General features: G+C 66.7%; 19 protein-coding genes. 5 read left to right on the forward strand and 14 right to left on the reverse strand.

Annotation, left to right across the window (positions count from 1 at the left end):
• The first annotated feature begins 11 nt into the window (after window positions 1-11).
• Window positions 12-1676, forward strand: a complete 1665-nt coding sequence (locus tag AB0280_RS18410) for a sensor histidine kinase (RefSeq protein ID WP_159632796.1) — start codon at window positions 12-14, stop codon at window positions 1674-1676.
• Here AB0280_RS18410 and AB0280_RS18415 read toward each other — a convergent pair.
• The 11 genes from AB0280_RS18415 to AB0280_RS18465 all read right to left on the reverse strand — a co-directional run bounded on the left by AB0280_RS18415 (window position 1645) and on the right by AB0280_RS18465 (window position 16346).
• On the reverse strand, window positions 1645-2889 hold the full coding sequence (locus AB0280_RS18415) for a 5-methylcytosine restriction system specificity protein McrC (protein WP_366368261.1): 1245 nt from the start codon (window positions 2887-2889) through the stop codon (window positions 1645-1647). The two genes, AB0280_RS18410 and AB0280_RS18415, sit on opposite strands and share 32 nt — an antisense overlap.
• Complete coding sequence (locus AB0280_RS18420; RefSeq protein WP_366368262.1) at window positions 2876-5107, reverse strand: McrB family protein; 2232 nt, start codon at window positions 5105-5107, stop codon at window positions 2876-2878. Before AB0280_RS18420 ends, AB0280_RS18415 begins: the two co-directional genes overlap by 14 nt.
• A gap of 70 nt (window positions 5108-5177) precedes the next feature.
• On the reverse strand, window positions 5178-5435 hold the full coding sequence (locus AB0280_RS18425; protein ID WP_366368263.1) for a PLD nuclease N-terminal domain-containing protein: 258 nt from the start codon (window positions 5433-5435) through the stop codon (window positions 5178-5180).
• A 66-nt stretch (window positions 5436-5501) separates the two neighbouring features.
• Window positions 5502-5918 (reverse strand): acyl-CoA thioesterase, encoded by a 417-nt coding sequence (locus AB0280_RS18430; protein ID WP_224025132.1) that lies wholly within the window; start codon window positions 5916-5918, stop codon window positions 5502-5504.
• Window positions 5919-5956: 38 nt separating this feature from the next.
• Entirely contained in the window at window positions 5957-8002 is a 2046-nt protein-coding gene (locus tag AB0280_RS18435) for an ABC transporter ATP-binding protein (protein WP_275966853.1), read from the reverse strand.
• Window positions 7999-9732, reverse strand: coding sequence for an ABC transporter ATP-binding protein (locus AB0280_RS18440; RefSeq protein ID WP_366368265.1), 1734 nt, complete (start codon window positions 9730-9732; stop codon window positions 7999-8001). The genes AB0280_RS18435 and AB0280_RS18440 overlap by 4 nt, the downstream gene beginning before the upstream one ends.
• 233 nt (window positions 9733-9965) lie before the next feature.
• Complete coding sequence (locus AB0280_RS18445; RefSeq protein ID WP_366368267.1) at window positions 9966-12176, reverse strand: MDR family MFS transporter; 2211 nt, start codon at window positions 12174-12176, stop codon at window positions 9966-9968.
• A complete protein-coding gene (locus tag AB0280_RS18450; RefSeq protein WP_366368269.1) occupies window positions 12176-12664 on the reverse strand; it encodes a MarR family winged helix-turn-helix transcriptional regulator in 489 nt (162 codons plus the stop codon). The genes AB0280_RS18445 and AB0280_RS18450 overlap by 1 nt, the downstream gene beginning before the upstream one ends.
• 153 nt (window positions 12665-12817) lie before the next feature.
• Window positions 12818-14530, reverse strand: coding sequence for a thiamine pyrophosphate-binding protein (locus tag AB0280_RS18455; RefSeq protein ID WP_366368271.1), 1713 nt, complete (start codon window positions 14528-14530; stop codon window positions 12818-12820).
• A 4-nt stretch (window positions 14531-14534) separates the two neighbouring features.
• Window positions 14535-15599, reverse strand: a complete 1065-nt coding sequence (speB, locus tag AB0280_RS18460) for an agmatinase (protein WP_307492150.1) — start codon at window positions 15597-15599, stop codon at window positions 14535-14537.
• A gap of 171 nt (window positions 15600-15770) precedes the next feature.
• Complete coding sequence (locus AB0280_RS18465) at window positions 15771-16346, reverse strand: helix-turn-helix domain-containing protein (protein WP_224025126.1); 576 nt, start codon at window positions 16344-16346, stop codon at window positions 15771-15773.
• Between the two features lie 260 nt (window positions 16347-16606).
• Between AB0280_RS18465 and AB0280_RS18470 the strand changes: the two genes are divergently transcribed.
• Window positions 16607-18127: a sodium:solute symporter gene (locus AB0280_RS18470; protein ID WP_159632807.1), complete on the forward strand. Its 1521-nt coding sequence runs from the start codon at window positions 16607-16609 to the stop codon at window positions 18125-18127.
• A 75-nt stretch (window positions 18128-18202) separates the two neighbouring features.
• Here the strand turns inward: AB0280_RS18470 and AB0280_RS18475 are convergent, their stop codons facing one another.
• Entirely contained in the window at window positions 18203-18427 is a 225-nt protein-coding gene (locus tag AB0280_RS18475; protein ID WP_224025122.1) for a hypothetical protein, read from the reverse strand.
• A 266-nt stretch (window positions 18428-18693) separates the two neighbouring features.
• On the opposite strand from AB0280_RS18475, the gene AB0280_RS18480 reads away from it, so the two are divergent.
• Entirely contained in the window at window positions 18694-19833 is a 1140-nt protein-coding gene (locus tag AB0280_RS18480; protein WP_366368273.1) for a VIT1/CCC1 transporter family protein, read from the forward strand.
• A gap of 42 nt (window positions 19834-19875) precedes the next feature.
• On the opposite strand, the gene AB0280_RS18485 is transcribed toward AB0280_RS18480, so the two are convergent.
• Window positions 19876-21012 carry an LOG family protein gene (locus AB0280_RS18485; protein ID WP_366368274.1) on the reverse strand — a complete coding sequence of 379 codons (1137 nt, stop codon included), beginning with the start codon at window positions 21010-21012 and terminating at the stop codon, window positions 19876-19878.
• Between the two features lie 144 nt (window positions 21013-21156).
• Window positions 21157-22575 carry a sugar porter family MFS transporter gene (locus tag AB0280_RS18490; protein ID WP_275181833.1) on the reverse strand — a complete coding sequence of 473 codons (1419 nt, stop codon included), beginning with the start codon at window positions 22573-22575 and terminating at the stop codon, window positions 21157-21159.
• Between the two features lie 294 nt (window positions 22576-22869).
• On the opposite strand from AB0280_RS18490, the gene AB0280_RS18495 reads away from it, so the two are divergent.
• Complete coding sequence (locus AB0280_RS18495) at window positions 22870-23610, forward strand: GntR family transcriptional regulator (RefSeq protein ID WP_275181834.1); 741 nt, start codon at window positions 22870-22872, stop codon at window positions 23608-23610.
• 16 nt (window positions 23611-23626) lie between these two features.
• The gene (iolB, locus tag AB0280_RS18500; protein WP_366368275.1) at window positions 23627-24520 is read left to right on the forward strand and encodes a 5-deoxy-glucuronate isomerase; all 894 of its coding nucleotides are present in this window, start codon (window positions 23627-23629) and stop codon (window positions 24518-24520) included.
• Window positions 24521-24555 lie beyond the last annotated feature (35 nt).

Consider the following 24555-nt stretch of genomic DNA (forward strand, 5'->3'; position numbering starts at 1 on the left):
TCCCCCGCGCCATGAGCGACCCCACTGCCTGGTCCTCGGGCCGGCTGCGGTTTTTCAAGCGGCCCTTCCATGAGTACCGGCTGACGGACCGGGTGGCCTTGAGCCAGATGCCGTTGTTCGTGACCACGCTCCTCACGGCTTTCCTGGTGTGGGCGTTCTTCCCGGACACCATGGGCAATCCCCTCTTTGTTACGTTCCTTGTTTCGCAGCTGGCCATCATGGCGCTCTGCTATGTGATCCCCTGGGACCGGCTGCCCTACACCAGCTTCCTCGCCATCCCGCTGCTGGACTTCATCTCCATCGGCGCAGGCCGCGAAGGTGGCCAGGAAAGCCTGACGGGAATCAGCCTGCTGGCCGTGTTTCCCGTCATTTGGCTTTGCGCGTCCGGCTACTATCCGAGAGCCGCGTTGTGGTTCTCCTTCCTTGGACCGCTGGCCATCATCTGGGTGCCGCTGCTCCTGAAGGGCAACTTCACGCCGCAGGACTTCGCGCGCTCACTGCTGCTGCCCGTCATGATGCTGGGCATCGGCGTGTCCGTGAGCGTCCTGACCTTGAGCATGATGCGCCAGCAGAAGCAGCTGGAAGAAAAGGACGAGCAGCTGCGGGCCAACCTGCGGACCAGCAAGCGCCAGGAATCGCTGCTGAACACTGTGCTGGATACCGTGCATCTGGGCGTGCTGGCTATTGATGCCGACGGCCATGACATCCTGATGAACCGGAAGCAGCGGGCCAACCATGAACTGGCCCGGCCAAAGAACATTGCGGACCCCAACGAATCGCAGCTGCTGGTCTACGGCCCGGACCGGAAAACCCTGATCCCCGTCCAGGAGCGTCCCGTGCGCCGCGCCGTCCTGGGCGAAACCTTCACCGATTACCTGGTCTGGCTGGGTGACGGGAAGGACCAGCGGGCACTCGTGACCACGGCCCGGGCCATGAAGGACTCCGACGGCAACTTCACCGGCTCGGTGATTGTCTTCAGCGACGTCACGGACCTGGTGAATGCACTCACCGCCAAGGACGACTTCGTCTCCAGCGTCTCCCACGAATTCCGGACCCCGCTGACGTCCATCCTGGGCTACGTTGAGATCCTGCTGGCCGATGATCCGGACGAGCCTGAACGGGAGATGCTGGAGATCATCCGCCGGAATTCCGAGCGCCTCCTGACCCTGGTGTCGGACCTGCTGGCCAGCCGGAACGGCCAGCTGATCGTCTCGCCCGACGCCGTGGATGTTGCCGAACTGGTGCGCAGCAGCGTGTCCTCGGCGTTGCCCCGCGCAGCCGCAGCCGGCGTGGAACTGCGGGCGGAAACCCCGGAACGGCTGGAGGCCCGCGTGGACAGCGCCAGGATCTCCCAGGTACTGGACAACCTGGTGTCCAACGCCATCAAATACTCCCCTGACGGCGGCGAGGTGGTGGTGTCGCTGGCGCGGGAAAACGGCCATTTGGCCTGCCGGGTCAAGGACACGGGGATGGGCATGAGCCCGGAGGACACCTCCGAGGTGTTCGCCAAGTTCTTCCGGACCAGCAACGTCCGGCGCACCGCCATCCCGGGCGTCGGCCTGGGCCTGCCCATCAGCAAGGCGATCGTGGAAGCCCACGGCGGGACCATCGACGTCGAGAGCACGCTGGGCGAGGGAACGACGTTTACGTTCCGGGTTCCGGTGCAGCGGTCCTGAGCACCTCGCCCCAGGATTGGGAGGCAAGGTCCCGTAAGGATTCCAGGATGGCCGACGGCGGCTGGCTGAGATCCAGCGGGAACTCCACGATGTCGATGTCGGTGTTCAGGATGCGGCGGAGCTTCATCTCGCCTTTGCCCGCATAGACCAGCCAGGCGGTGGGCACGGCGAGCGCGGTGCAGTGGGCCAGCATTTGGTAGTGGTCGGCAGTCAGCGACGCGCCGGCATCCGAGGCCGCCCGGTACTTGGCGTTGTAGGCAACCACCGGGCGTCCGCCGAGCATGTGGACGGCATCCGGGCGCACGGACAGCCGGTCGGAATCGCGCACCGCCTCGCTGAGGAGGGCGTTGTACCGCAGCCGCAGCTCCCCCGGATATGACGCCATCGCACTGCGCAGTGCCGTTCCCACGAAGTCTTCGAAAACCTGGGCCATGTCCACCACGAACGACGCTGTCTGTTGCCTGCCCTCCCCCGCCTCGGCGGACGCGTTGCGCAGGACCAGCTCCGCGAGGCGCAGCACTGCGTGGTAGCGCAGGTTCATCCTGGTGGGCGTCCACGACGGCACCGGGGCGCCTGCTGGAAGGCGGGTGACGGCGTCGAGCTTTCCCTTCAGCTGGCGCAGCCGCCCCAGCACCTCGGGCCGGACGCCGGGCACCTGCCCCATCCGTTCCAGGGCGGCGCGCAGGATCCGGTTCTCGGCGATGTCCTCGGTGAACTCGTCGTAGGAGACCTCCAGCGGGACCAGCATGCCGGGGCGGCGGGATATCTGGTCCGAGATCCGGATCCGGCCCTTGACCGTGCGCAGGGATTCATCCACGGTGAGGTAGCCCTGCAGGACCCCGCGGCCCAGGGCACGCTCGGCCAGCTGCGCCAGGGACTCCGCCAGCGCACTCCACAGCTCCCGGTCCTCGTCCGCCGCCACCAGCTCCGGGCGGAACCCCTGCTCCCCCGCGTAGCTGAGCAAAAACAGGAGCCGGCTGAGCCCCAGCCGGTCCTTGGGCCGGACGTCCAGCTGGAGCGTGGGGGTGCGCACCGAGCCCACCTTGCCTACCGGCTCGATCCGGTACAGCCCCATGCCCATGGGCGAGGCCTTGGCCAGGCCACTGGAATTCAGGAAGGAAGCGCTTGGCGCATCCAGCCGCTCAACCAGCCCGGTGGACAGCTCGTCCAGGACCAGGTGCCGCACGGACGCCCTGGGGTCAGCGCGCTGCAACGCGTCCCAGCAGCTGGTCCAGCCCGAACCGCTCCTCCAGCTGCGCCCGCGTCAGCTGGCCGTGGTAATGCTCCTCCAGCAGCGGCATGAGCTCGTACTTCCAGATCCGGCGCAGACCTGCAGGGGTTTGGGCTGCCGGCTTCATGAAGTAGGACGGGCCGATCATCAGGTCCCGGTCCCACTCGTCAATCGCCCCGTTGAGCGCGTCCAGCAGCAGTGCCGGGGTGGTATCCAGTTGGCGGGCCTCCAGGAACCGGAGCAGGGAGCCCTTGACCGGCTCCGTCTGCGGGTGCAGCTCGATGAAGGAGAAGCGCCGGCGGATAGCCGCGTCCATCATCGCGATCGACCGGTCAGCGGTGTTCATGGTGCCGATGATGTAGAGGTTGTCCGGCAGCGTGAACGGCTCGTTGGGGCTGTACTGCAGGTAGATCCGGTCATCGCGGTACTCCAGCAGGAAGTACAGCTCGCCGAACACCTTGGCCAGGTTGGCGCGGTTCATCTCATCGATGATCAGGAAGTACGGCTTTTTCTCGTTGCCGGGCTTGGCGGCTTCCTCGGCGAGGCGGCGCAGCGGACCGGCCACCAGCTTGAAGGACACCTGGCCTTCATCCGTCTTGTCCGGCCGGTAGCCCTCGAAGAAGTCCTCGTAGGCGTAGGACGGGTGGAACTGGACCAGCTTGACGCGTTCGTCCGTGGTGTCGTCCGCCAGTTCCGCGGCGAGGTGCTTGGCCAGGTAGGTCTTGCCCGTGCCGGGAGGGCCGTAGAGGACCAGCTGGCGGTTTTCCTCCAGCAGGTCGGCGATCTCCTGGAGGGGCTCCAGTTCCATGTGCAGCGAGGCTGCGAATTCCTGCGTCAGAGGGCGGAAGCCCTCCTGGACAGGGGGGACGACGGCGGCGCCGTCAGTATCGCCGTCGGGCTCGGTTTCCGCCTCCGCCGGAAGCAGCGCCTGCAGCGCCTGGACCACGCGGGTCACGTCCACCACGATGCCGGGGGTGGCGAGCTGTCGCTGGACGTGCCGGGGAAGGCTGGTGGCGGTATGGCCGTCGTCGAACCAGCGCACCTTGCGGCGCAGGCGCCGGTTGTCGTCGTTGTATTGGGGCTCCCCCAGCACGCCGCCCAGCCGTACGGTTCCGGCGTGCTGGTACAGCACCAGGTCCCCGGGCTTCATGACGGTCAGGAAGGCAAAGACCGCGGTTTTGGTGTCTTCGCGTTTCACGTAGCCGAGGTGCTTGTAGTCCTCGTCCACGGCGTGCTGCACCAGGCCGGCGGTGACGCCGGGGTCCAGCGTGCGGAGATGCTCGACGTCGAGGGTCACCTTCTCCTCGCCGTGCCAGGCGGTGAGCAGCTCGGCATGGTCGCTGTGGGTCCGGAGCAGCCAGGCACGCCGGCCGGGGTCACCCACCTTGCGCCACTGGCTGACCAGCTGGCGGGAGTACCAGTCGATCCGCTGGCCGGCCTGCTCGTCCAGGTACAGCCGGATGCGGTGGATGTCCGCGGTGATGTCCTCTTCCCCGTCGCCCTTCGCGCCGCCCACCAGGGAGGCGAAGGCGTCGCGGATCTCCTGCCGCTCCACGTCCGCCACGACTGGCTCGAAGTAGCTGGGCCACGCCAGGAATTCGATGCTCCGGCGGATGGCGGGCTGGTCGTCGGGGGTGGATGCGGCGAGGCGGTGGAACTGGAGGGGGTCCTTGATGGCCGCCTGCACCACGGCAGCCGGCCGCTGGGCAACGTTCCGCACGAACCGGCACAGCCACTTCAGGTGGTCCCAGATGGTCCAGTTGAATTCGGCGGTCCGGTCCCGGATTACGCCGTGGTCGGTCATCCCGGCGTACAGCTCCTCTGGCAGTTCCAGCGGCGGTTCCAGCCAGCCGGCGGCTTCGGCCACGCGGGCGCGCTTGACCTTGAGGGACTTCACTTCGTGGGCCAGCGGAAGGGACTGGAGGAAGAGCAGCTCCACGGCCAGCTGTTTTGCTCCGCGGGTGGCACCCTCCAGGTTTTCGCGGAGGTTCGTCATCATCGGGGCTTTGGGGTCAGCGATGCCGCGGTCCAGCCGGTCGAGCAGCTCCGCGGCCGCCGGAACGGACCATGTCCTGGTGCGGCCGTCCAGGGGCGAGGCCTTGCCTTGGAGGCCGGGACCCAACACGAACCATGCCGCGTCCTCGATCTCCCTGGAGATGCCGAGGGCGCGGGTCATGGCAACAGTGGCAGTGGGGGTCATGCCCTCAAATTTACAGGGTCAAGCTGGGCGGCCGCTCCACGGGTGCCGGCCGCCCTCCTGCCAGCGGGGACTACTTGCCCGTGGCGGAGTGCTTCCGGCCGAAGATGAAGTAACCCATGGGGCCGATGAAATTGACGAAGGACGCCGCCCGCCACGCGGCCTTGGGCCCGTTGATGAGTTCTGCCGGCCGCCGGGAGATGTCGCGCTGGGCGGCAACCAGCAGGGACACCTGAACCAGGCCCGTCGCAATGGTGCCCATCTTGGCACCCGGTGACATTTCCTTCCAGGTCTTCTTTTTCCGGGCGGTGCGGTTCTTGTTGCCGGCCATGAGCGCTTCCTTTCGGTGTACAACGTGGTTCCAGTCCAGTAGGTCCGGTGCAGGCTGTCCAGAGTCTTAGTGCCTGTAGGGGGCCATCCGGTCTTTCTGTTCCTGGCTGAGCCTTTGTACCCGGCCCGTGGCTTCATCCACGAACGCCAGATGGCTGCTCGCCTTCACGCAGTCCTCCCGGGTAACGGGGTCCTGGAGCAGGTAGTGGATGTCGAAGCTGGCGCCCTTGACGGCACCGATCCATACCTGGACCACCGCAGGAACGTTGCGGTACTCCAGTGTCCGGACGTAACGGATCTTGTGGTCCACCACCAGGGCAAGAGTCCCGGCCGGGACGTCGTTGAACAGCGACACCGGGGGCTCAATGCCCGGAAGGCCCGCGCCCCGGGGCGGTCCGAAGGCTGCGATGCGGGCTTCCTCCAGCATCCGCACGATCTGGACGTTGTTGATGTGGCCATAGGCGTCCATGTCGCCCCAGCGCATCGGCACCAGCACCTCGATCCGCTGGCCGCCGTGCGCGCTCAGCTGCGCACCGCCGTCGAATCGTCAACCGGGAAGTCCCCGGCGTCCGCCCCGGCAAACTGCGACATGTAGAGGCGGTGGTAGGCCCCGCCGGCAGCGAGCAGCACCTGATGGTTGCCCTGTTCCACGATTCGTCCGTTCTCCATAACCAGGATCGTATCCGCATCACGGATGGTGGAGAGACGGTGCGCGATGACGAAGCTGGTCCGGTCTGAGCGCAGCGCCGCCATGGCCTTCTGCACCAGGAGCTCGGTGCGGGTGTCCACGGAACTGGTGGCCTCGTCCAGGATCAGCAGCGACGGGTTGGCCACAAATGCGCGGGCAATGGTGATCAGCTGTTTCTCGCCGGCACTGACGTTGTTGCCCTCTTCGTCGATCACGGTGTTGTAGCCCTCGGGGAGCGCCCGGACGAACCGGTCCACAAAGGTGGCCTTGGCGGCCGCCATGACCTGCTCCTCTGTGGCGTCGAGGTTGCCGTAGCGGATGTTGTCGTAGATGGATCCGCCGAACAGCCAGGCGTCCTGCAGCACCATGCCCACCTTGGAGCGCAGTTCGGAGCGGCTGAGGTGGGTGACGTCCACACCATCCAGCATGATGGAGCCCGAGTTGAGCTCGTAAAAGCGCATCACCAGGTTCACCAGGGTGGTCTTGCCGGCTCCCGTGGGCCCGACGATGGCCACGGTGTTGCCAGGCTCCGCCGTGAAGGACAGGTTCTCGATGAGCGGCTTGTCCGGGGTGTAGCTGAAGGTGACGCCCCTGAAGTCCACGTGCCCGTCGGTTTTGGCCGGCAGGTGTTCGGTGGCGGTTTCGGCATCCTGTTCGTCGGCGTCCAGGAATTCGAAAACGCGTTCCGAGGACGCTACGCCGGACTGGAGCATGTTGGCCATTCCGGCCATCTGGCCCAACGGCTGGGTGAACTCGCGGGAGTACTGGATAAACGCGGTGGCATCGCCCAGGGACATGGCGCCGGAGGCCACCCGGAGTCCGCCCACCACGGCGATGCCCACGTAGCTCAGGTAGGACACGAACTGCATGACGGGGAAGATGATCCCGGAGACGAACTGCGCCCCGAAGCTTGCCTTGTACAGGGCCTCGTTGCGTTCCTCGAACCGGGCCAGCATGTCAGCGTCCCGGCCGAAAACGCGGACCAGGTCGTGGCCGGAAAAGGATTCCTCGATCTGGCCATTCAGCGACCCGGTGTTTTTCCACTGGGCTGCGAACAGCTTCTGGCTCCGGGCCCCGATCACCCCGGCCGCCACCCCGGACAGCGGGAGCGCCACCAGGGCGATCAGCGCCAGTTGCCAGGAGACGATGAACATCATGATCACAATGCCCACCACGGTCAGCACGGAGTTCACCAGCTGCGCGAACGCCTGCTGGAGCGCCTGTTGGATGTTGTCGACGTCGTTGGTCACGCGGGACAGCACGTCGCCGCGCTGCCGGGTGTCGAAGTAGTTCAGCGGCAGGCGGTTCAGCTTGCTTTCGGTATCGTCGCGGAGCCGCCGGATCACTTTCATGACGATGCGGTTCAGCACGTACCCCTGCAGCCACATGAAGATGTTGGCCACGAAGTACATGAGCAGGACGATGGCGATGAGCATGCTGAGCCTGCTGAAGTTGATGCCGGTGCCCGGTACCAGTTCCATCCTGGAAACCATGTCCGCGAAGTTGTCCTGGCCCTGCTGGCGCAGGCCTGCCACGAACTGCTCCTTGCTGGCGCCGGCCGGCAGCTGCCTGCCGACTACCCCGGCGAAGATGACGTCCATGGCCTGGCCCAGGATCTTGGGAGCTATGACGTTCAGGACCACGGAGATGACCACCAGGCCCACCACCGCGTAGATGCCCATGGCCTCGGGCTTCAGGAGGCCCATGAGGCGTTTCGCGGAAGGCCAGAAGTGCTGGGCCTTCTTGGCGGGCATGCCACCGAACATGTCCCCGTCCGCCTCGGAGGGCGTGAATTCCTCTTCGAAGTAGTCGTCGTCCTGCGGCGGGGCGGGCTGTGTGGCCTGTTCCACGGAATCGGCATCCTTCCTGCGGGGACTCATGCCACTTCCTCCACGCTCAGCTGGGATTCAACAATTTCCTGGTAGGTGGGCGAGGTTTCCAGGAGTTCCTCGTGCGTGCCGCGGTCCACGATCCGCCCGTTGTCCAGCACCAGGATCTGGTCGGCCTCGGTGATGGTGGAGATCCGTTGGGCCACGATGATCACGGTGGCGTCCGACGTGGTGCGCTTGAGGGCTGCGCGGAGCCGGGCGTCAGTGGCGACGTCAAGGGCGGAGAAGGAGTCGTCGAACAGGTAGACCCGCGGCTCGGTCACCAGGGCGCGTGCGATGCAGAGGCGCTGGCGCTGTCCGCCGGAGACGTTGGTGCCGCCCTGGGAGATCCGGGAGTCCAGGCCGTGCTTCTTCTCGCGGACGAACGACTCGCCCTGTGCGACCAGGAGGGCGTCCCACAGTTCCTGGTCTGTGGCCTCGGTCTTGCCGAACCGGAGATTGTGCCCGATGGTGCCGGAGAACAGGTAGGGGCGCTGCGGTACCAGGGCCACGCGCCGAGTGATCTCTGCACGGTCCAGCCTGTCCACGGGGACCCCGTCCAGCAGCACCTGGCCTTCCGCGGGGTCATACAGCCGCGGCAGGAGGGACAGGAGGGAGGTCTTGCCGGCGCCTGTGGAGCCGATGATGGCGATGGTCTGGCCGGGCCGGGCGGTGAAGCTGATGTTGCTCAGTACGGGCGACTCGGCTCCGGGGTAGGCGAAGGTCACGTTGCGGTACTCCACCACCCCGGCAAGGGCGGCCGGGGCCTCGGGGTTTAGGGGGTCGTGGATGGAGGGCTCGACGTCGAGCACCTCGCCGATGCGGTCGGCGCAGACGGAGGCGCGCGGGATCATCATGGCCATGAAGGTTCCCATCATGACGGCCATCAGGATCTGCAGCAGGTACTGCAGGAACGCGGTCAAAGACCCCACTTGCATGGCACCGGCGTCCACGCGCTGGCCGCCAAACCAGAGCACGGCGGCGGTGGACAGGTGCAGGATCATGCTGATGGCCGGGAACATGAGGACGAACAGGGCACCGATGCGGAGCGAGACGTCCGTGAGTTCCTTGTTGGCGCCGCCAAAGCGGTCCGTCTCATAAGGTTCCCGCACGAAGGCCCGGACCACCCGGATGCCGATGATCTGTTCGCGCAGCACGGCGTTGATCCGGTCGATTTTCCGTTGCATGGAGCGGAACAGCGGCATGAGCCGGACCACCAGGTATCCCACCACCACGGCCAGCAGCGGGACGGACACCCAGACCAGCCAGGACAGGTTCAGGTCCTCGCGCAGCGCCATGATGATGCCGCCAATGCACATGATGGGCGTGGCCACCATGAAGTTCAGCCCCATCAGGAGGAGCATCTGCACCTGCTGGACATCATTGGTGCCCCGGGTGATCAGCGTGGGCGCGCCGAACGCATTGACGTCCTTGGCGGAGAAGCTGGTGACCTTGCCGAACACGGCGCGGCGCAGGTCCCGGCCAACGGCCATGGCTGTCCTGGAGCCGAAATAGACGCCGGCGATGGCCGCAGCCACCTGGGCGAAAGCCACAAGGAGCATCAGCGCACCGGTTCGCCAGATGAAATCGGTGTCTCCGCGCGCCACGCCCTGGTCGATGATCTGGGCGTTCAGGCTGGGCAGGTAGAGCGCGGCGATGGTGGCGGCAAGCTGGAAAATGACCACGGCGGCGATATACGGCAAATACGGTTTGGAGTAGCGCCGTATGAGGGTGAGGAGCATGGACTCAACTCTAATAACGCCCACCGACATTTGGGCTCCGGCGGAGCATCTTTTCCCGCGCCCACCCGCTGGTGACGGCGGGGGCCCGGCACACCGCCCCGGGCCGGCATGATGCAGGAAAGCCGCAGCCCCCACCCGGAGGGTTTTCCGGGTGCGGGCTGCGGCTTTGTTGCTATCCGTCGGGGGCTTGGCCGGCCCCGGCAGGGACGGCTTACTGCTGGCTTGCAGGCCGGCTACAGTCCCTGGTTCGGCTCCGAAGAACCATCGGCGGACGGAGTGGCAGTCGGGGCTGCGGCACTGTGCCGGCCGTGACCGGCCAGGTACAGCGCGGCTGCTGCCTGGATCTTGCGTTCCTTCAGCAGCTTGCGCTGCAGCCGGCTGAGCTCTGCCGCCGTGGCGGCCTGCCTGGCAGCCACCTCCTGCTGGGAGCGCAGCTGTTCCTGGATGTCCAGCACCATGGTTCCCAGTTCGGCCTGCTGGCGGGCCAGCAGGTGCTGGGTGTCCTGCAGCTTCTGCAGGGTGTCAGCGGCGCTGGCAATCGCGTTGGCGGCCTTGTCCACGTTGTCCGCGGACCGCAGGTCCAGCTCTTCCGAGCGGAAGCTGCGTGCAAAGACGTCCTCGAAGTCTTCCGTGGCAACCCTGCCGGACGCTGCTGCCGCAGCGGCAGCACCGGCGTCGTACATTTTTGCGGGAGCCGCGGCAGTCCGCACGGCGCTCCGGGGGGTGATGTCCCCGGCGGGGGCGCCCCTGTCCGGCGCGGCAGCGGAGACCATGGGCAGCTGGCCGGTCATGGCCGTCATGCCCGCTTCACCGGCCGCGTTGGCCTGCAGCGTGGCCTCGGGGGTGATGTCGACCGTCTTGCGCAGCGGCACTTCGTTGATGAAAATCACGGCGATGAGGGCAACGGCGCTCACCACGGCGGAGATCATGAAGATGCCGGCCGTGGCATCACCGTAGGCGGCGCGCATGACGTCCGCGATCGGTGCAGGCAGGTCCTTGAGGTCCAGCGTGGCACCGCTGTTTCCGCCGGCCGGGATGCCCAGCTTGGCGAGCCCGTCGGTGGCCAGGTCCTTGACGTGGTTTGCCATGACGGCGCCCAGGACGGACACGCCGATGGCACCACCGACGGAGCGGAAGAAGGCAACGGAGGCGCTGGCGGAGCCAATGTCCTTGGCCTGGACGGTGTTCTGGACGGCGAGGACCAGGTTCTGCATGAGCATGCCCAGGCCGATGCCGAAGATGCCGGTGTAAAGGCCGGTCAGCCAGAGTTCGGTGGTGTGGTCCATGGTGCCGGCGAGGGCCAGGCCGCCGATCAGCAGGATGGTGCCGCCGATCAGGAAGCGCTTCCACTTGCCGTAGCGGCTGATGAGCTGGCCGGAGACCACCGAGCCGACGAGGTTGCCGGCGATCATGGGCAGGGTGAGCAGGCCGGCCTCGGTGGGCGTTGCACCGCGGGCCACCTGGTAGTACTGGCCCAGGAAGGTGGAGGAACCGAACATGGCAACGCCGACGGCCACGGAAGCCACGATGGCCAGCGCCGTGGTGCGCTCGGAGATGATCTTCAGCGGGATGATCGGTGCGGACACCTTGGACTCAACCAGGACCAGCAGTGCGAGCAGCAGGACGCCGCCGCCCACCATGACGGCCGACTGCCAGGACCACCAGTCGTAGTAGTCGGCCTTCCCGGCGAAGGAAACCCAGATCAGGAGCAGGCTGACGCCGGAGGTCAACAGGATGGCGCCGAACCAGTCGATCTTGGCAGGACGGCGGACGTGCGGGATCTTCAGCGTGACCTGGAGCAGGATCAGGGCGACGACGGCGAGCGGCACGCAGACGAAAAAGGTCCAGCGCCAGCCGAGTGAGCTGTCTACGATGAAACCGCCCAGCAGAGGGCCGCCGGCGGTACCGACGGCCATGACGGCGCCCATGTAGCCGGAGTACTTACCGCGTTCGCGGGGCGGGATGATGGAGCCAATGATCGCCTGGGCCAGGGCGGTGAGGCCGCCCATGGCGATGCCCTGGATCACGCGGGCGGTGAGCAGGAACGGGATGTTTTCGGAGAAGCCTGCCATGACCGAACCGGCCACGAAGATCACGATGCTGAGCTGGACCAGGACCTTCTTGTCGAAGAGGTCTGCCAGTTTGCCCCAGATGGGGGTGGTGGCCGCGTTGGCCAGCAGTGCCGCCGTGATGACCCACGCGAAGTCCGTTTGCGTGCCCTTGAGCTCGGACATGATGGTGGGCAGCGCGTTGGCAACGATGGTGCTGCTGAGGATGGCGGTGAAGAAGGCAGCGAGGAGGCCGGTCAGGGCCTCCATGATCTGCCGGTGGTTCATGGGCGCGCCCGGTTCGTGGCGCTTGGATTGCCGCGATTCCTGTCTGGCGGTGCGTTCGCGCTGGCGCTCCTGCTCCTGGTCCGCGGCGGCGGCGGTGACGTTAGCCATTAATGGACTCCTGCGTCTTTCTGTTCGGTGGTTGTTCCGGCCGCCCTTGCCCGGATGGAATTCTTCAGGGATGCCGTGAGCTTGTTCAGCATCGCGGCTGTTGCAACGGCATCGTCCTCATTCCAGTCCGACAGGTACGCCTGGAGCGTTTCCGCCCGGTGCCGCACCAGCTCCGCCAGCTTCTCCTTGCCCCGCGGGGAAAGTGCCAGCAGCTGGGCCCGGCCATCGTCCGGATCCGGCATGCGAAGCACCAGGCCTGCGTCAGCCAGTTCGGCCACGTGCCGGCTGAGCACCGGCGCGCTGACCCCCAGGCGCTCGGCCAGGTGCGCTGCGCGGGTCTCCCCTTCGCCGATGAACTTGAGTACGCCCTGGAGGGCGATCCCGGTGTCCTGGCCTTTGACGTTGATCATGGTCACGCAGCGCAATGCACGCTGGAGGTCATAGATGTGGCTGACGAGGTCGGCTGCGGTGGCCGGTGCGACAGACATGATGCTCCCTAAGACTTAGTTGCTGCAAGCAACTGTATCAGGAAAAGGTTGCTTAGGGAAACGAAGTTAGTGGCATTGCCGGCTTAAACGCCAAGCTCCCCCACTTCAGCCGGAGGTGATCCGGTAAGCGGGGGAGCTTGCAGGGGCGTTGAGTCAGGGTGCCAGGTGGGTGGGGCCGAACATCTTCAGGAGGGTTTCGACCACGACGACGTTGGGGCCGTCCGCAGCGAATCCGGCCCTGAGCGCGTCCCCCACATCTTCCGGGGCAACCCGCGTTGCAGGCACACCAAAGGATTCGGCGAGCTTCACGAAGTCGGGCCGGGCCAGTTCGGTGGCGGTGGCCTTGCCGAACGCACCCACCATGTATTCGCGCAGGATGCCGTAGCCGCCGTCGTCCACAATCAGCCAGGTGACCGGCACGTTGTGCTGCTTCGCGGTGGCCAGTTCGGCAATGGAGTACATGGACGAGCCATCGCCGGAGACAGCGAGGACGCGGGCAGAACCAGCCGGCCTGCCCAGCGTCTCCAGCCCCACGGCAGCACCGATGGCCCCGGGAAACGCGTAGCCCAGGCCGCCGGCGCCCTGGGCGGAGTGGAACTGGCCTTCACGGGCGTCCCAGCAGGACCAGCCCCAGTACGCGGCGATGGTCATGTCCCAGAAGGTCTGCATGTCCGCCGGCACGGCCTCGCGGATATCCGCCATGAACTTCAGTTCCTTGGCCAGGTCCTGCGATTCCAGCCGGGCGCGGACCTTGGCAAGTGACTCTTTGACCAGCTCTTCCGGGGTGCTGCCGTGCCAGTCCGGCGTGGTTGTCCTGCCCGGCTCGAGGGCCGCGTCAAGAGCCTCGTCCAGCGCCGCGAGCGCCTGGCCGGCGTCGGCGCGGATGCCCAGGCCTGGCCGGTTGGACTCCAGGACGCGGGGTTCGGCGTCGATCTGGATGATCCTGCCGCGCGGCTCGAAGGTGAAGTAGTTGGAGGTGACCTCGCCCAGGGATGACCCGATGACCACCAGGACGTCGGCGTCCTCGAGGAGGTCGGTCATGTACCGGTCCTCGATCCAGGACTGCAGGGACAGCTCGTGGTTCCACGGGAACGCGCCGTTGCCGCCCGGGGTGCAGATGACTGGAGCCCGCAGCTTCTCCGCAATGGAGAGCAGCGACTTCTCGGCCCGGCCGCGGCGCGTGCCGCCGCCGGCGATGATGGCCGGGCGCTGTGCTGATTCCAGCCACTTCACGGCCTCGCGGACCAGCTCGATACGCGGCGGGTTGTCAGCCGCCTCTGCCAGGGCATCCTCCACCGGCGGGACCATAATCGGGTCCAGCAGCACGTTCTGCGGGATCTCCAGCCATACCGGGCCCTGCGGGGAGGAGATGGCCTCTGTCCAGGCGTCCTGAATGGCCGAGGGGATGCCTGAGGCGTGCTGGATCAACCGCTGGCTCTTGGTGACGTTGGCCGCGGAGGCCTTCTGGTCATCGAGCTGGTGCAGCATCCCTTTGCGGCGTGCACCCAGCCCCTCCAACGGGATCTGGCTGGCCACCACCACCATCGGAACGCCGGTGGCGTAGGCCTCCTGGAGTCCCGCCAGCGACGTCAGCGCGCCGGGGCCGGTGGAGAGGAACAGGACGCCCACTTCGCCGGTGGCGCGGGAGTATCCGTCCGCGGCGAAGGCGGAATTGTTCTCCACCCGTGAGGACACGAAGTGCAGGTTTCCGCGGCCCATGGCGTCAAAGAGGCCCAGGGCGTGCTGGCCCGGGATGCCGAACACAGTCTTGGCTCCCAGCGCTTCCAGGGTTTCGACGACGAGGTCCCCGCCATTACGGGCACCGCTCCCGTGCGCCGGGACAGGTGCGGCACCGGATTCCGTCATGGCCCTACTCCTTGCCGGCGGCCGCGAAGCCGGCGGGGCGGCGGGCCTCCTGGCCGAGCGCCTGGGCCTGGTACCCGGTCTCTGCCCCGAACCGGCTGCCGGGCACTGCGTTGTCCGCCATAAGGGTCACCAGTTCGTAGGCGACGTGGCTGGCAGCCACGCCGGTGATCTCGGCGTGGTCATAGGCGGGCGCGACTTCGACGACGTCGGCGCCCACCAGGTTCATGCCGCGGAAGCCGCGGATGATTTCGAGCAGTTCGCGGCTGGTAATGCCGCCGGCTTCCGGGGTGCCGGTGCCGGGTGCGTGGGCGGGGTCGAGGACGTCGATGTCCACCGAGATGTAGAGCGGGCGGTTGCCGATGCGGTCCCGGACCTTGGCCACGGTCTCCAGGACACCCTGGTAGTAGACGTCCGCGGAGGTGACGATGCCGAACCCAAAGCGGTGGTCGTCGTCGAGGTCCTTCTTCCCGTACAGGGGGCCGCGGGTGCCGATATGGCTGATGGCTTCGGTGTCCAGGATGCCCTCTTCCACTGCGCGGCGGAAGGGCGTGCCGTGGGTATATTCGGCGCCAAAGTAGGTGTCCCAGGTATCCAGGTGGGCGTCGAAGTGGAGCATGGCGATGGGTCCGCCGGCACGCTCGGCGGCGGCACGCAGCAGCGGCAGGGCGATGGTGTGGTCGCCACCCAGGGTCAGCAGCCTGCTCCCGGCGGCCGTAAGGTCCAGTGCGTTCTGCTGGATGGTCTCAATGGCTTCGTTGATGTTGAACGGGTTCACCGCCATGTCCCCGGCGTCAGCCACCTGGATGTTCTCGAACGGGCTGACGTCCCACGCGGGGTTGTAAGGGCGCAGCAGGCGGCTGGCCTCGCGGACGTGGTTCGCGCCGAAGCGGGCGCCGGGGCGGTAGGAAACTCCCGAGTCGAAAGGCACTCCCACTACTGTCACATCAGCCTTGGCCACCTGGTCCAGCCGCGGAAGGCGGGCATACGTGGCAGCTCCGGCATAGCGGGGGATCCGGGATGAATCGATGGGGCCAAGGTTGCCGTTGGCTTCAATGCGCAGCTCTTCCAATGGAGGCCTCTCCTTCGAGGAGTTGAGGGGACTGTGTGACTGCCATCATACACCGCGGTTTTCTAATGAGCATCAGATGTTTACAAGAAGGTCCCCGGGCGCACAACTGGGTAGCAGCAGGTGTCGTTATGGAGGTCCATAACGACACCTGCTGCTACCCAGTTGGGAAGGTCAGCGGCTCGCGGCGGGCACCAGGACCCAGAGCACCTCGACCGGCTTGTCCGTGGGGTTGACCCAGGTGTGGGGTTCCCGTCCCGGGAAGGTCACGGTGTCGCCCGTCTCGAGGTCGTATTCCTCGTTGGTGAGGATGAGCTTGATGGACCCCTTGATGACGTGCAGGACATCCACGTCGCAGTCCACGGCGTAAAGCTCGGACTCACCGCGGCCGTGCGGCTCGATCACCGCCTGGATGATTTGCACCCGCCGCTCCGAGCGGGCCGTCAGGAGCCGCTCCACGATGCCCTGGCCGCCAAGCGAGATCCGGGGACCGTCGTTGCGTTTGGTCAGGTGGGTTTCGGGTGCCACGAAAAGGTCGCCGATGGAGATGGAGAGCACCTGGCACAGCGTCACCAGGGAGGCAACGGACGGTGATGTCAGGTCCCGCTCCACCCGGCTGAGGAAACCTTTGGTCAGCCCGGTGGCATCCGCGACCTGCTCGATGGTGAGCCGCTGGGACTGCCTGGCGGCCCGGATCCTGGAGCCGATGGCAACAGGGACATTGCTCGGCTCAACTGGCAGTGCCTTCATCTACGAACCTTTCACGGCCGGCAGTCCGGCTCCACTCTCGAGCCATACTAATCGGCACCGCTTTTGTGACGCGCGCATGCCACACCCGCGCGGCTGCAGGCGCGGCCTCCTTGACTGTCACTCACGTCACACCCTAGTCTTTGGAAACTCCTGTTGCCTATAAGGCAATTGCAGGACCCTCTCCGTATTCGTCCGCGGCGGTTCCGGGCGTGCCTGCCCAAGGTCCCACACCCGGCCCCAACAGCTCCAAGGAGCCATTTATGGATGCAAGTGCCATCAACATCGCCATTGTGGTGGTGTATCTTCTCGCGATGCTGGCCTTCGGCTGGTGGGGCAAGTCCCGCACCAGGAACAACAGCGACTTCCTGGTGGCCGGACGCCGCCTGGGCCCGTTCCTGTACACCGGAACCATGGCCGCAGTCGTCCTGGGCGGAGCGTCCACCGTGGGCGGCGTAGGGCTTGGCTACAAGTTCGGCATCTCCGGGATGTGGCTGGTGGTGGCCATCGGTGCGGGCGTCCTGCTCCTGAGCCTGCTCTTTGCCGGAACCATCCAGAAGCTGAAGATCTACACGGTGTCCCAGATGCTCACGCTCCGCTACGGAAGCAGGGCCACCGAGGCGTCCGGCATCGTCATGCTCGCCTACACACTGATGCTCTGCGCCACCTCCACGGGCGCCTACGCCACCATCTTCGTCGTTCTTTTCGGCCTTGACCGGGCACTGGCCATTGCCATCGGCGGCGCCATCGTGCTGGTGTACTCCACCATCGGCGGCATGTGGTCCATCACGCTGGCGGACCAGGTCCAGTTCGTCATCAAGACCGTGGGCATCTTCTTCCTGATGCTGCCCTTCACGCTGAACGCCGCCGGCGGCCTGGACGGGATCCGCAGCCGGGTGGACGCCAGCTTCTTCCAGATCGACGGCATCGGCATCCAGACGATCATCACCTACTTCGTGGTCTACACCCTGGGCCTGCTGATCGGGCAGGACATCTGGCAGCGCGTGTTCACCGCCAAGACCCCCAAGGTGGCCCGCTGGGGCGGCGCCACTGCAGGGATCTACTGCATCCTCTACGGTGTTGCCGGCTCCCTGATCGGCATGGCCGCCAACGTTGCACTATCCAACGTCAAGATCGCCGCGAAGGACGACGTCTACGCCGAGGTTGCCCAGAACATCCTGCCCATCGGCATCGGCGGCCTGGTCCTGGCGGCTGCCGTGGCGGCCATGATGTCCACCGCCTCCGGCGCCCTGATCGCCGCCGCCACCGTTGCCCGCGCCGACGTCCTGCCGTTCGTGGCCGGCTGGTTCGGCAAGACGGTCAACACCGGAGACACCGAAAACCCAGAACACGACGTCAAGGCCAACCGGATCTGGGTCCTGGCGCTGGGCATCGTGGCCATTGTCATCGCCATCGTTACCAAGGACGTTGTCGCGGCCCTGACCATTGCGTACGACATCCTGGTGGGCGGCCTCCTCGTGGCCATCCTCGGCGGGCTGGTGTGGAAGCGCGGCACCGGCCCGGCGGCCGCGGCATCCATGGCGGTCGGCTCCGTGGTGACCCTGGGGACCATGATCATCCTTGAGATCAATGCCGAGGTTCCGCTGGACGGCATCTACGCCAACGAACCCATCTACTACGGCCTGCTCAGCTCAGCCGTTGTGTACGTTGCCGCCTCGCTGCTCACGCGCCCCACCGATCCCGCGGTCATGCGCGCCTGGCAGCGCCGCGTTGCCGGGCTGGAGCAGGAAGGCACTCCGGAGGAAGTCCTCGCCGGCCGCTGACCTGCAGGGACTGAACGCACGACGACGGCACCTCCTTTCGCCCTGCAGCGAAAGGAGGTGCCGTCGTCGTAAGTCCTACTCCCCCGTGTCGCGCTCCTCGTCATCCAGCGGGACCTCGCGGTCCTCGGCGTCGATGACTACCGGGGCCGGCTGGACCACCGGCTCTTCCTCGTCGATGAACTCGTCCTCCGCGTCCCAGTCCGCGTCGTCTACCGGTGCATCCTCGGCGTAGTCGTAGGCGGGGTCCGCTTCGACGGCGTCCAGGTGCGGCATGTCCGGGTGCTGTCCGGTGGTGCTCATGATTCAACCTCCGTATATTCGCCTGACGTGCTCTTTCAGGTAGGGCGCAGCCTGCGCCACACCTTCATCAGAGCACCGGCCGGGCGGACGGGTCAATAGCCGCAGCGGACCCGGAGAAGAGCCTGCAACCCGGGCGCGGGCACCGCCGGTTTTAAGGTAAACCGAAACTTCCCAGCGAGGTTTGCCAGCCAAAAAACCGCGGAAATCCGCAGTAGGCTGGCAGGGCAAAGGCGCGAGTTCATGCCCTTTCCAGCCCAGGAGTTACAGTGTCGCAGCACGCCCAGCCCGAATCCCACGCCACGCCCCCGGAGGCCGCCAACCCAACCCAGCCCTCGCCGTCGAACATCAAGCGGTGGCGCCAGTACCTGGCCGATGAGCGCGCCGAAGCCGCCGTCTACCGGGACCTGGCCCAGAACCGCGAAGGCGAGGAACGGTCCATCCTCCTGGCCCTGGCCGAGGCCGAAGGCCGGCACGAGGCCCACTGGCTCGCACTGCTGGGCGAGCACGCCGGCAAGCCGAAGAGGGCCTCCGCCCGCAGCCGGTTCCTCGGCTTCCTGGCCCGCCACTTCGGTTCCGTGTTTGTCCTGGCCCTGGCCCAGCGCGCCGAGGGCCGCTCCCCCTACGCCAAGGACCCCAACGCCACCGCTGCGATGGCCGCCGATGAACAGATCCATGAGGAAGTAGTGCGGGGCCTGGCCACCCGCGGCCGCAACCGTCTGGCCGGCACCTTCCGCGCCGCGGTCTTTGGCGCGAACGATGGCCTGGTCAGCAACCTCTCCCTGGTGATGGGCATGGCCGCGTCCGGCGTGGCCAGCAGCGTGGTGCTGCTCAGCGGCATCGCCGGGCTCCTGGCCGGTGCCATGTCCATGGGCGCGGGTGAATTCATTTCCGTCCGCTCCCAGCGGGAACTGCTGGCGGCCACCCGGCCCACGCAGGTCACGCTGGCGGCCGCGCCGCAGCTTGACCTCGAGCACAACGAGCTGCTCCTGGTGTACCTGGCCCGCGGCATGTCCCGGGAAGCGGCCGAACACCGGGTGGCCGAGCGCATGGGCCTGCTGCCCTGCGACTGCGATCCCAGCCTGTCCCTGCAGCCGGACCTGCCGGAGGAAGAGGACCAGCATGAAGCAGTGGGCACAGCCTGGGGTGCGGCGCTGTCCAGCTTCTGCTTCTTCGCCTCCGGCGCCATCGTTCCCATCCTGCCGTTCCTGTTCGGCCTCACCGGTGTCGCTGCCCTCGTAGTGGCGGGCGCCCTGGTGGGCATCGCGCTCCTGGCGACCGGTGCCGCCGTCGGCCTGCTGTCCGGCACGTCCCCGCTGACCCGCGGCCTGCGGCAGCTTGCCATCGGCCTGGGCGCGGCAGCCATCACGTACCTGCTGGGCCTGCTGTTCGGCACGGCCGTCGGCTAGCACCAGGCGGAAGGGCACTTCGTGGAGGTCCTCCGGCAGCGTTCAGCGCTGCCGGAGGACCTCCACTGCGTCATCCACCGTGTCCACCAGGTGGATGTAGTCCGCCATGGCCCTGCCTGCGGCCAGGCGGCGGAGCATGGGCCAAGCCGGAAACTCCTGCTCCCAGTGCCTGCGCCCCACCAGCACCATGGGTGCCACCTTCTCGCGGGCACCGTAATAGTTCTCGCAGGCGTCCTGGAAGATCTCCTGGACGGTGCCGGCCGCTCCCGGCAGGAAGACGATTCCGCCATGGCACAGTTCCAGCAGGATGGCCTCGCGGATGGCATTGGCGAAGTACTTGGCGATGTGCGTGGCGAAGTAGTTGGGCGGTTCGTGTCCATAGAACCAGGTGGGGATCCCGAGGGACGGCGTCCCGTCCGGATGGCGTTCGACGACGGCTGCCGCCGCACGTGCCCACGCCGACACCGAGGGACGGAAGCCGGGAACAGCGGCGAGCGTGGCAAGCGCGGCCTGCACGTCGCCGTCGGAGGCCCGGCTGAGGTACGCCCCGAGGTTCGCCGCCTCCATGGCCCCGGGGCCGCCGCCCGTTGCCACCGAGTGGCCGTCGAGGGCCAGGAGCCTGCCCAGCCGGGCAGCGTCCGCAAATTCCCGGCTGCCGCGGGGCGCTGCGTGGCCGCCCATCACGCCGACGATTGAGCGGCGGGGCCACGCTGCAGACCGGGTCAGCTCATCCAGCGCATCACCGATGGCGTGGTCATGCAGGGCCGAGGCCAGCGTTGAGTCCACACGGTGGCGCTGGCCGGGCTGGATGCTCCAGTGATAGATCCGGGCATCCGGCAGCTCCTCGTAGGGCGAGCTTTCCAGGCCGGCGTACAGTTCGGCCGGGGAATACAGCGACGCGCGGTAGGGGTCGAAGGGGACGCCCTCCAGGCGCGGGAAGATCAGGGCGCCGCGGCTGCGGAGGTTGGCTTCCATGCCGTCGTCGAAGAGGCAGCCCAGGAACATCGCGCCCTCGACGCTGACGTTTTTGAGTGCCGCCGACCGGCCCCGCAGGTCCAGCGACTGCGCGTGCCAGCCGTGCAGGTTGACGGCACCGCCGGCCACCAGGCTGTCGAAGCTGGCCAGGTCCTGGACTTCGAGGTTGCGGGGGCGGGGACCAAGGCTTCCGGCGAAATTCATGGTTGCTGCCCCGCGCTCCACATCATGGAGCCAGCCTAGGCCACCCCACGCAAAAAGCGGGGCCGGACCTTGCCCGTCCGGTTGATACCGGACGGCCTGGGTCCAACCCCGCCGTGAACCGCGCGATGCCGCGGTAGGGCGTCGCTAAGCGGAGACCTTTGCCGGAACCTCACCATCGCGGAAGTGCGCTTCGAGGTCCTCAAGGGAGTGGCCCTTGGTTTCGGGCACGAACTTGATGACGAACGCCAGGGAGGCCAGGTTGACCAGGACGAAGAGTCCGAAGGTACCGGTGGATCCCAGGGCGTTGACCACGATCGGGAACAGGAAGGAGATGGCCGCGTTCACGGTCCACAGTGCGAAGACCGCAATGCCCATGGCGAAGCCGCGGATGGCCAGCGGGAACATTTCGGAGAGCAGGAGCCAGACGCAGGTGCCGATGAAGCACTGGACGAAGGCAACGAACAGCATCATCGCGGCCAGGATGGTGTAGCTGGCAAGGTCGGACTGCGGGAGGAGGAAGACGATGGCCAGCAGGGCCTGGGAGCCGACCACACCGGAGAATCCGATGACCAGCATCCGGCGGCGCCCAACAAAGCCGAGCAGCCAGATGCCCAGGATGGTCATGAGGACTGAGGTGACGCCGACGCCGATGGTGGCCACAAGCGAGGCACTGACGCCAAGCCCGCTCTTTTCCAGGATGGTGGGGGCGTAGTAGTTCACGGTGTTGATGCCTGTTGCCTGCTGGACGGTGGCCAGGCCAATGCCGATCCAGAGCAGCCGGCGCATCCAGGGGTTGTTGCGGAGGTCGCGGAGGGCGTGGCCGCGTTCTTCCTTGGCGGTGCGTGCTGCGAGGGCAATTTCCTCGAATTCAGCGGCTGCCTCTTCCGGGCTGCGGCTCAGGTTCAGGACGCGGCGGCTGTCTTCCAGGCGGCCGCGGATGGCGTACCAGCGCGGGGATTCTGGAAGCAACAGCATGCCGGCGAGCAGTGCGAGTGCAGGGATGGACGCGATGCCCAGCATGCTGCGCCAGACCTCATTGTCGTGGATCAGGGCGTCGAGAAGGGCGTTGATGGCAAAGGCGAGCATCTGGCCGGTGACGATCATGAGTTCGTTGATGGTGACCATCCGGCCTCGAAGATGGGCGGGAGCCATCTCGGCCAGGTACAGCGGGCATGTCACGGCGGCGGCACCAACCCCGAGGCCCAGCACGATGCGGGCGGCAATCATGAAGGTCACGGTGGGCGCAAGGGCGCAGCCCATGGCACCGAGCAGGAAGAGCAGTGCGCAGACCAGCAGCGAGCCGCGGCGGCCCAGCTTGTCGGCCATGCGGCCGCCGGTGAGGGCGCCGACGGCGGCACCCGGGAACAGCAGCGCGCTCACCACGGTTGCTTCCTCGACGGCGCTCATGTTGAGGGAGTCGTTCATGTACAGCAGGGCGCCGGAGATCACGCCGGTGTCGTACCCAAAGAGCAGGCCGCCCAGGGTGGAGATGACAGTGAGCCGGGCGAGGTACCCGCGGCGCTTGCTGCCGGTGGCGCCCATGGTGTGTTTCTGCAACAGCATTGTTGCCTCTCAAATTCTCTCGGGGACCGGAAGACCCGGTCAGGAATGTGATGCGTGCCACTAACGTTAGAGCGCTCTAATTGTTCCCGTCAAGAGAAAGTCTTAATGTCAGTACAATTTAATTTCGCGGTCCCTCCCTCTCCCTGGCTGACACCCCTCTTGACCCACCTGACCCGCCTGCTACGATCAAGGAAGAAAGTATGTCCTATCAAGCGAACATATAGCGGCAAAGTGTCCGCTGGCGCAGCCTCCCACGAGGGGAATGCGCAGACACCGAAGACAAGGGAACGCACCGTGGCGAACAACCTGGGACTCAACATCGACCGCTCCTCCCCCGTACCCCTGTACCACCAGGTGGTCCAGGGCATTGAGGCGGCGATTTACAGCGGGGTGCTGGAGCCAGGCAGCAGGCTGGACAACGAGATCGACCTTGCCGCCCAGCTCAACCTGTCCCGGCCCACCATGCGCAAGGCCATGGATGAACTGGTCCGGTCCGGCCTGCTGGTCCGCAAGCGGGGCGTGGGAACTCAGGTGGTGTCCAGCCAGGTCCGCCGGCCGTTGGAGCTGTCCAGCCTCTACGACGACCTGACCAACAACGGCAAGAAGCCCACCACCGAGGTGCTGAGCTTCTCGCATCTGGAGGCGGACGACGCCACGATCACCACGCTGCAGCTTCCCGCGGGCTCGAAGGTGTACCACTTCACCCGGCTGCGGAGGGTGGGCGGCAAACCCCTGGCCCTCATGGAGAACTGGGTGCGTGATGACATCGCGGAGATGGATGAGGCCATGCTCAAGGCTGAAGGCCTCTATTCGATCCTTCGCCGCGGCGGCGTGAACTTCCGGCTTGCCACCCAGCGCATCGGTGCCATGACCGCCAATGACTACCAGGCATCCATGCTGGACACCCCGGAGGGCTCGGCGCTGGTCACCATGGAACGCACCGCCGTGGACGATACCGGCCGCCGGGTTGAAACCGGCCACCACGTGTACCGCGCCGATTCCTACAGCTTTGAAATGACACTCGTACAGCGCTAACCAAGGAGCCAACTCCATGACCAATTGGGTCTATCCCCTGGGCACCGCCGCCGACGGCGCCTGGGACGTGTCCATCGGAACCTCCGATTCCTCCCTTGCCGTGGACGGCTGGGCGCACACCGGACTGAAGGTGGCCACCCTGCCGGCGGGCGCCGCCGTCGAACTTCCCGCCGCGGATGAGGAACGGATCGTGGTGCCCCTCAACGGGTCCTTCACGGTGACCGTGGACGGCACGGACTACCCGTTGGCGGGGCGCCGCTCGGTGTTCGCCGGCCCGACGGATGTGCTGTACTGCGGCACCGGCCGCGCCGTCAGCATCAGCTCGGCCGACGGCGGCAGGGTGGCGGTTGCCACCGCGCCGGCCCAGGCGTCCCACCCCACCCGCCTGGTGTCCGCGGCGGAAACGCCGGTGGAGCTGCGCGGGGCGGGCAACTGCTCGCGCCAGGTCCACAACTTCGGCACCCCCGCCGCACTGGAAGCCGACCGTTTCATCGTGTGCGAGGTCCTCACCCCGGCCGGCAACTGGTCCTCCTACCCTCCGCACAAGCATGACGAGGAGAAGGACGGCGAGACCTCCCTTGAGGAGATCTACTATTTCGAAACCCAGGTGGGAGCTGGATCCGGCGCACCTGCCGACGCCGACGCCATCGGCTACCAGCGCGTCTACGCCTCCGATGAGCGCCCCATCGACGTTTCCGCCGAAGTACGGACCGGGGATGTTGTCCTGGTCCCCTACGGCTGGCACGGCCCGGCCATGGCCGCACCCGGCTACGACCTCTATTACCTCAACGTCATGGCCGGCCCTGGGCCGGTACGGGAGTGGCTGATTAGCGACGACCCACACCACGGCTGGGTCCGGCAGACGTGGGAGAGCCAGAACATCGACCCCCGGTTGCCGTTCGGGGCGTAGGCAGCCCGGCAGGCTGCCAGCGACTGGCATAGTGG

Origin of the sequence: Pseudarthrobacter sp. 902506025 (assembly GCF_040702325.1) — a bacterium.
Classification (GTDB): domain Bacteria; phylum Actinomycetota; class Actinomycetes; order Actinomycetales; family Micrococcaceae; genus Arthrobacter.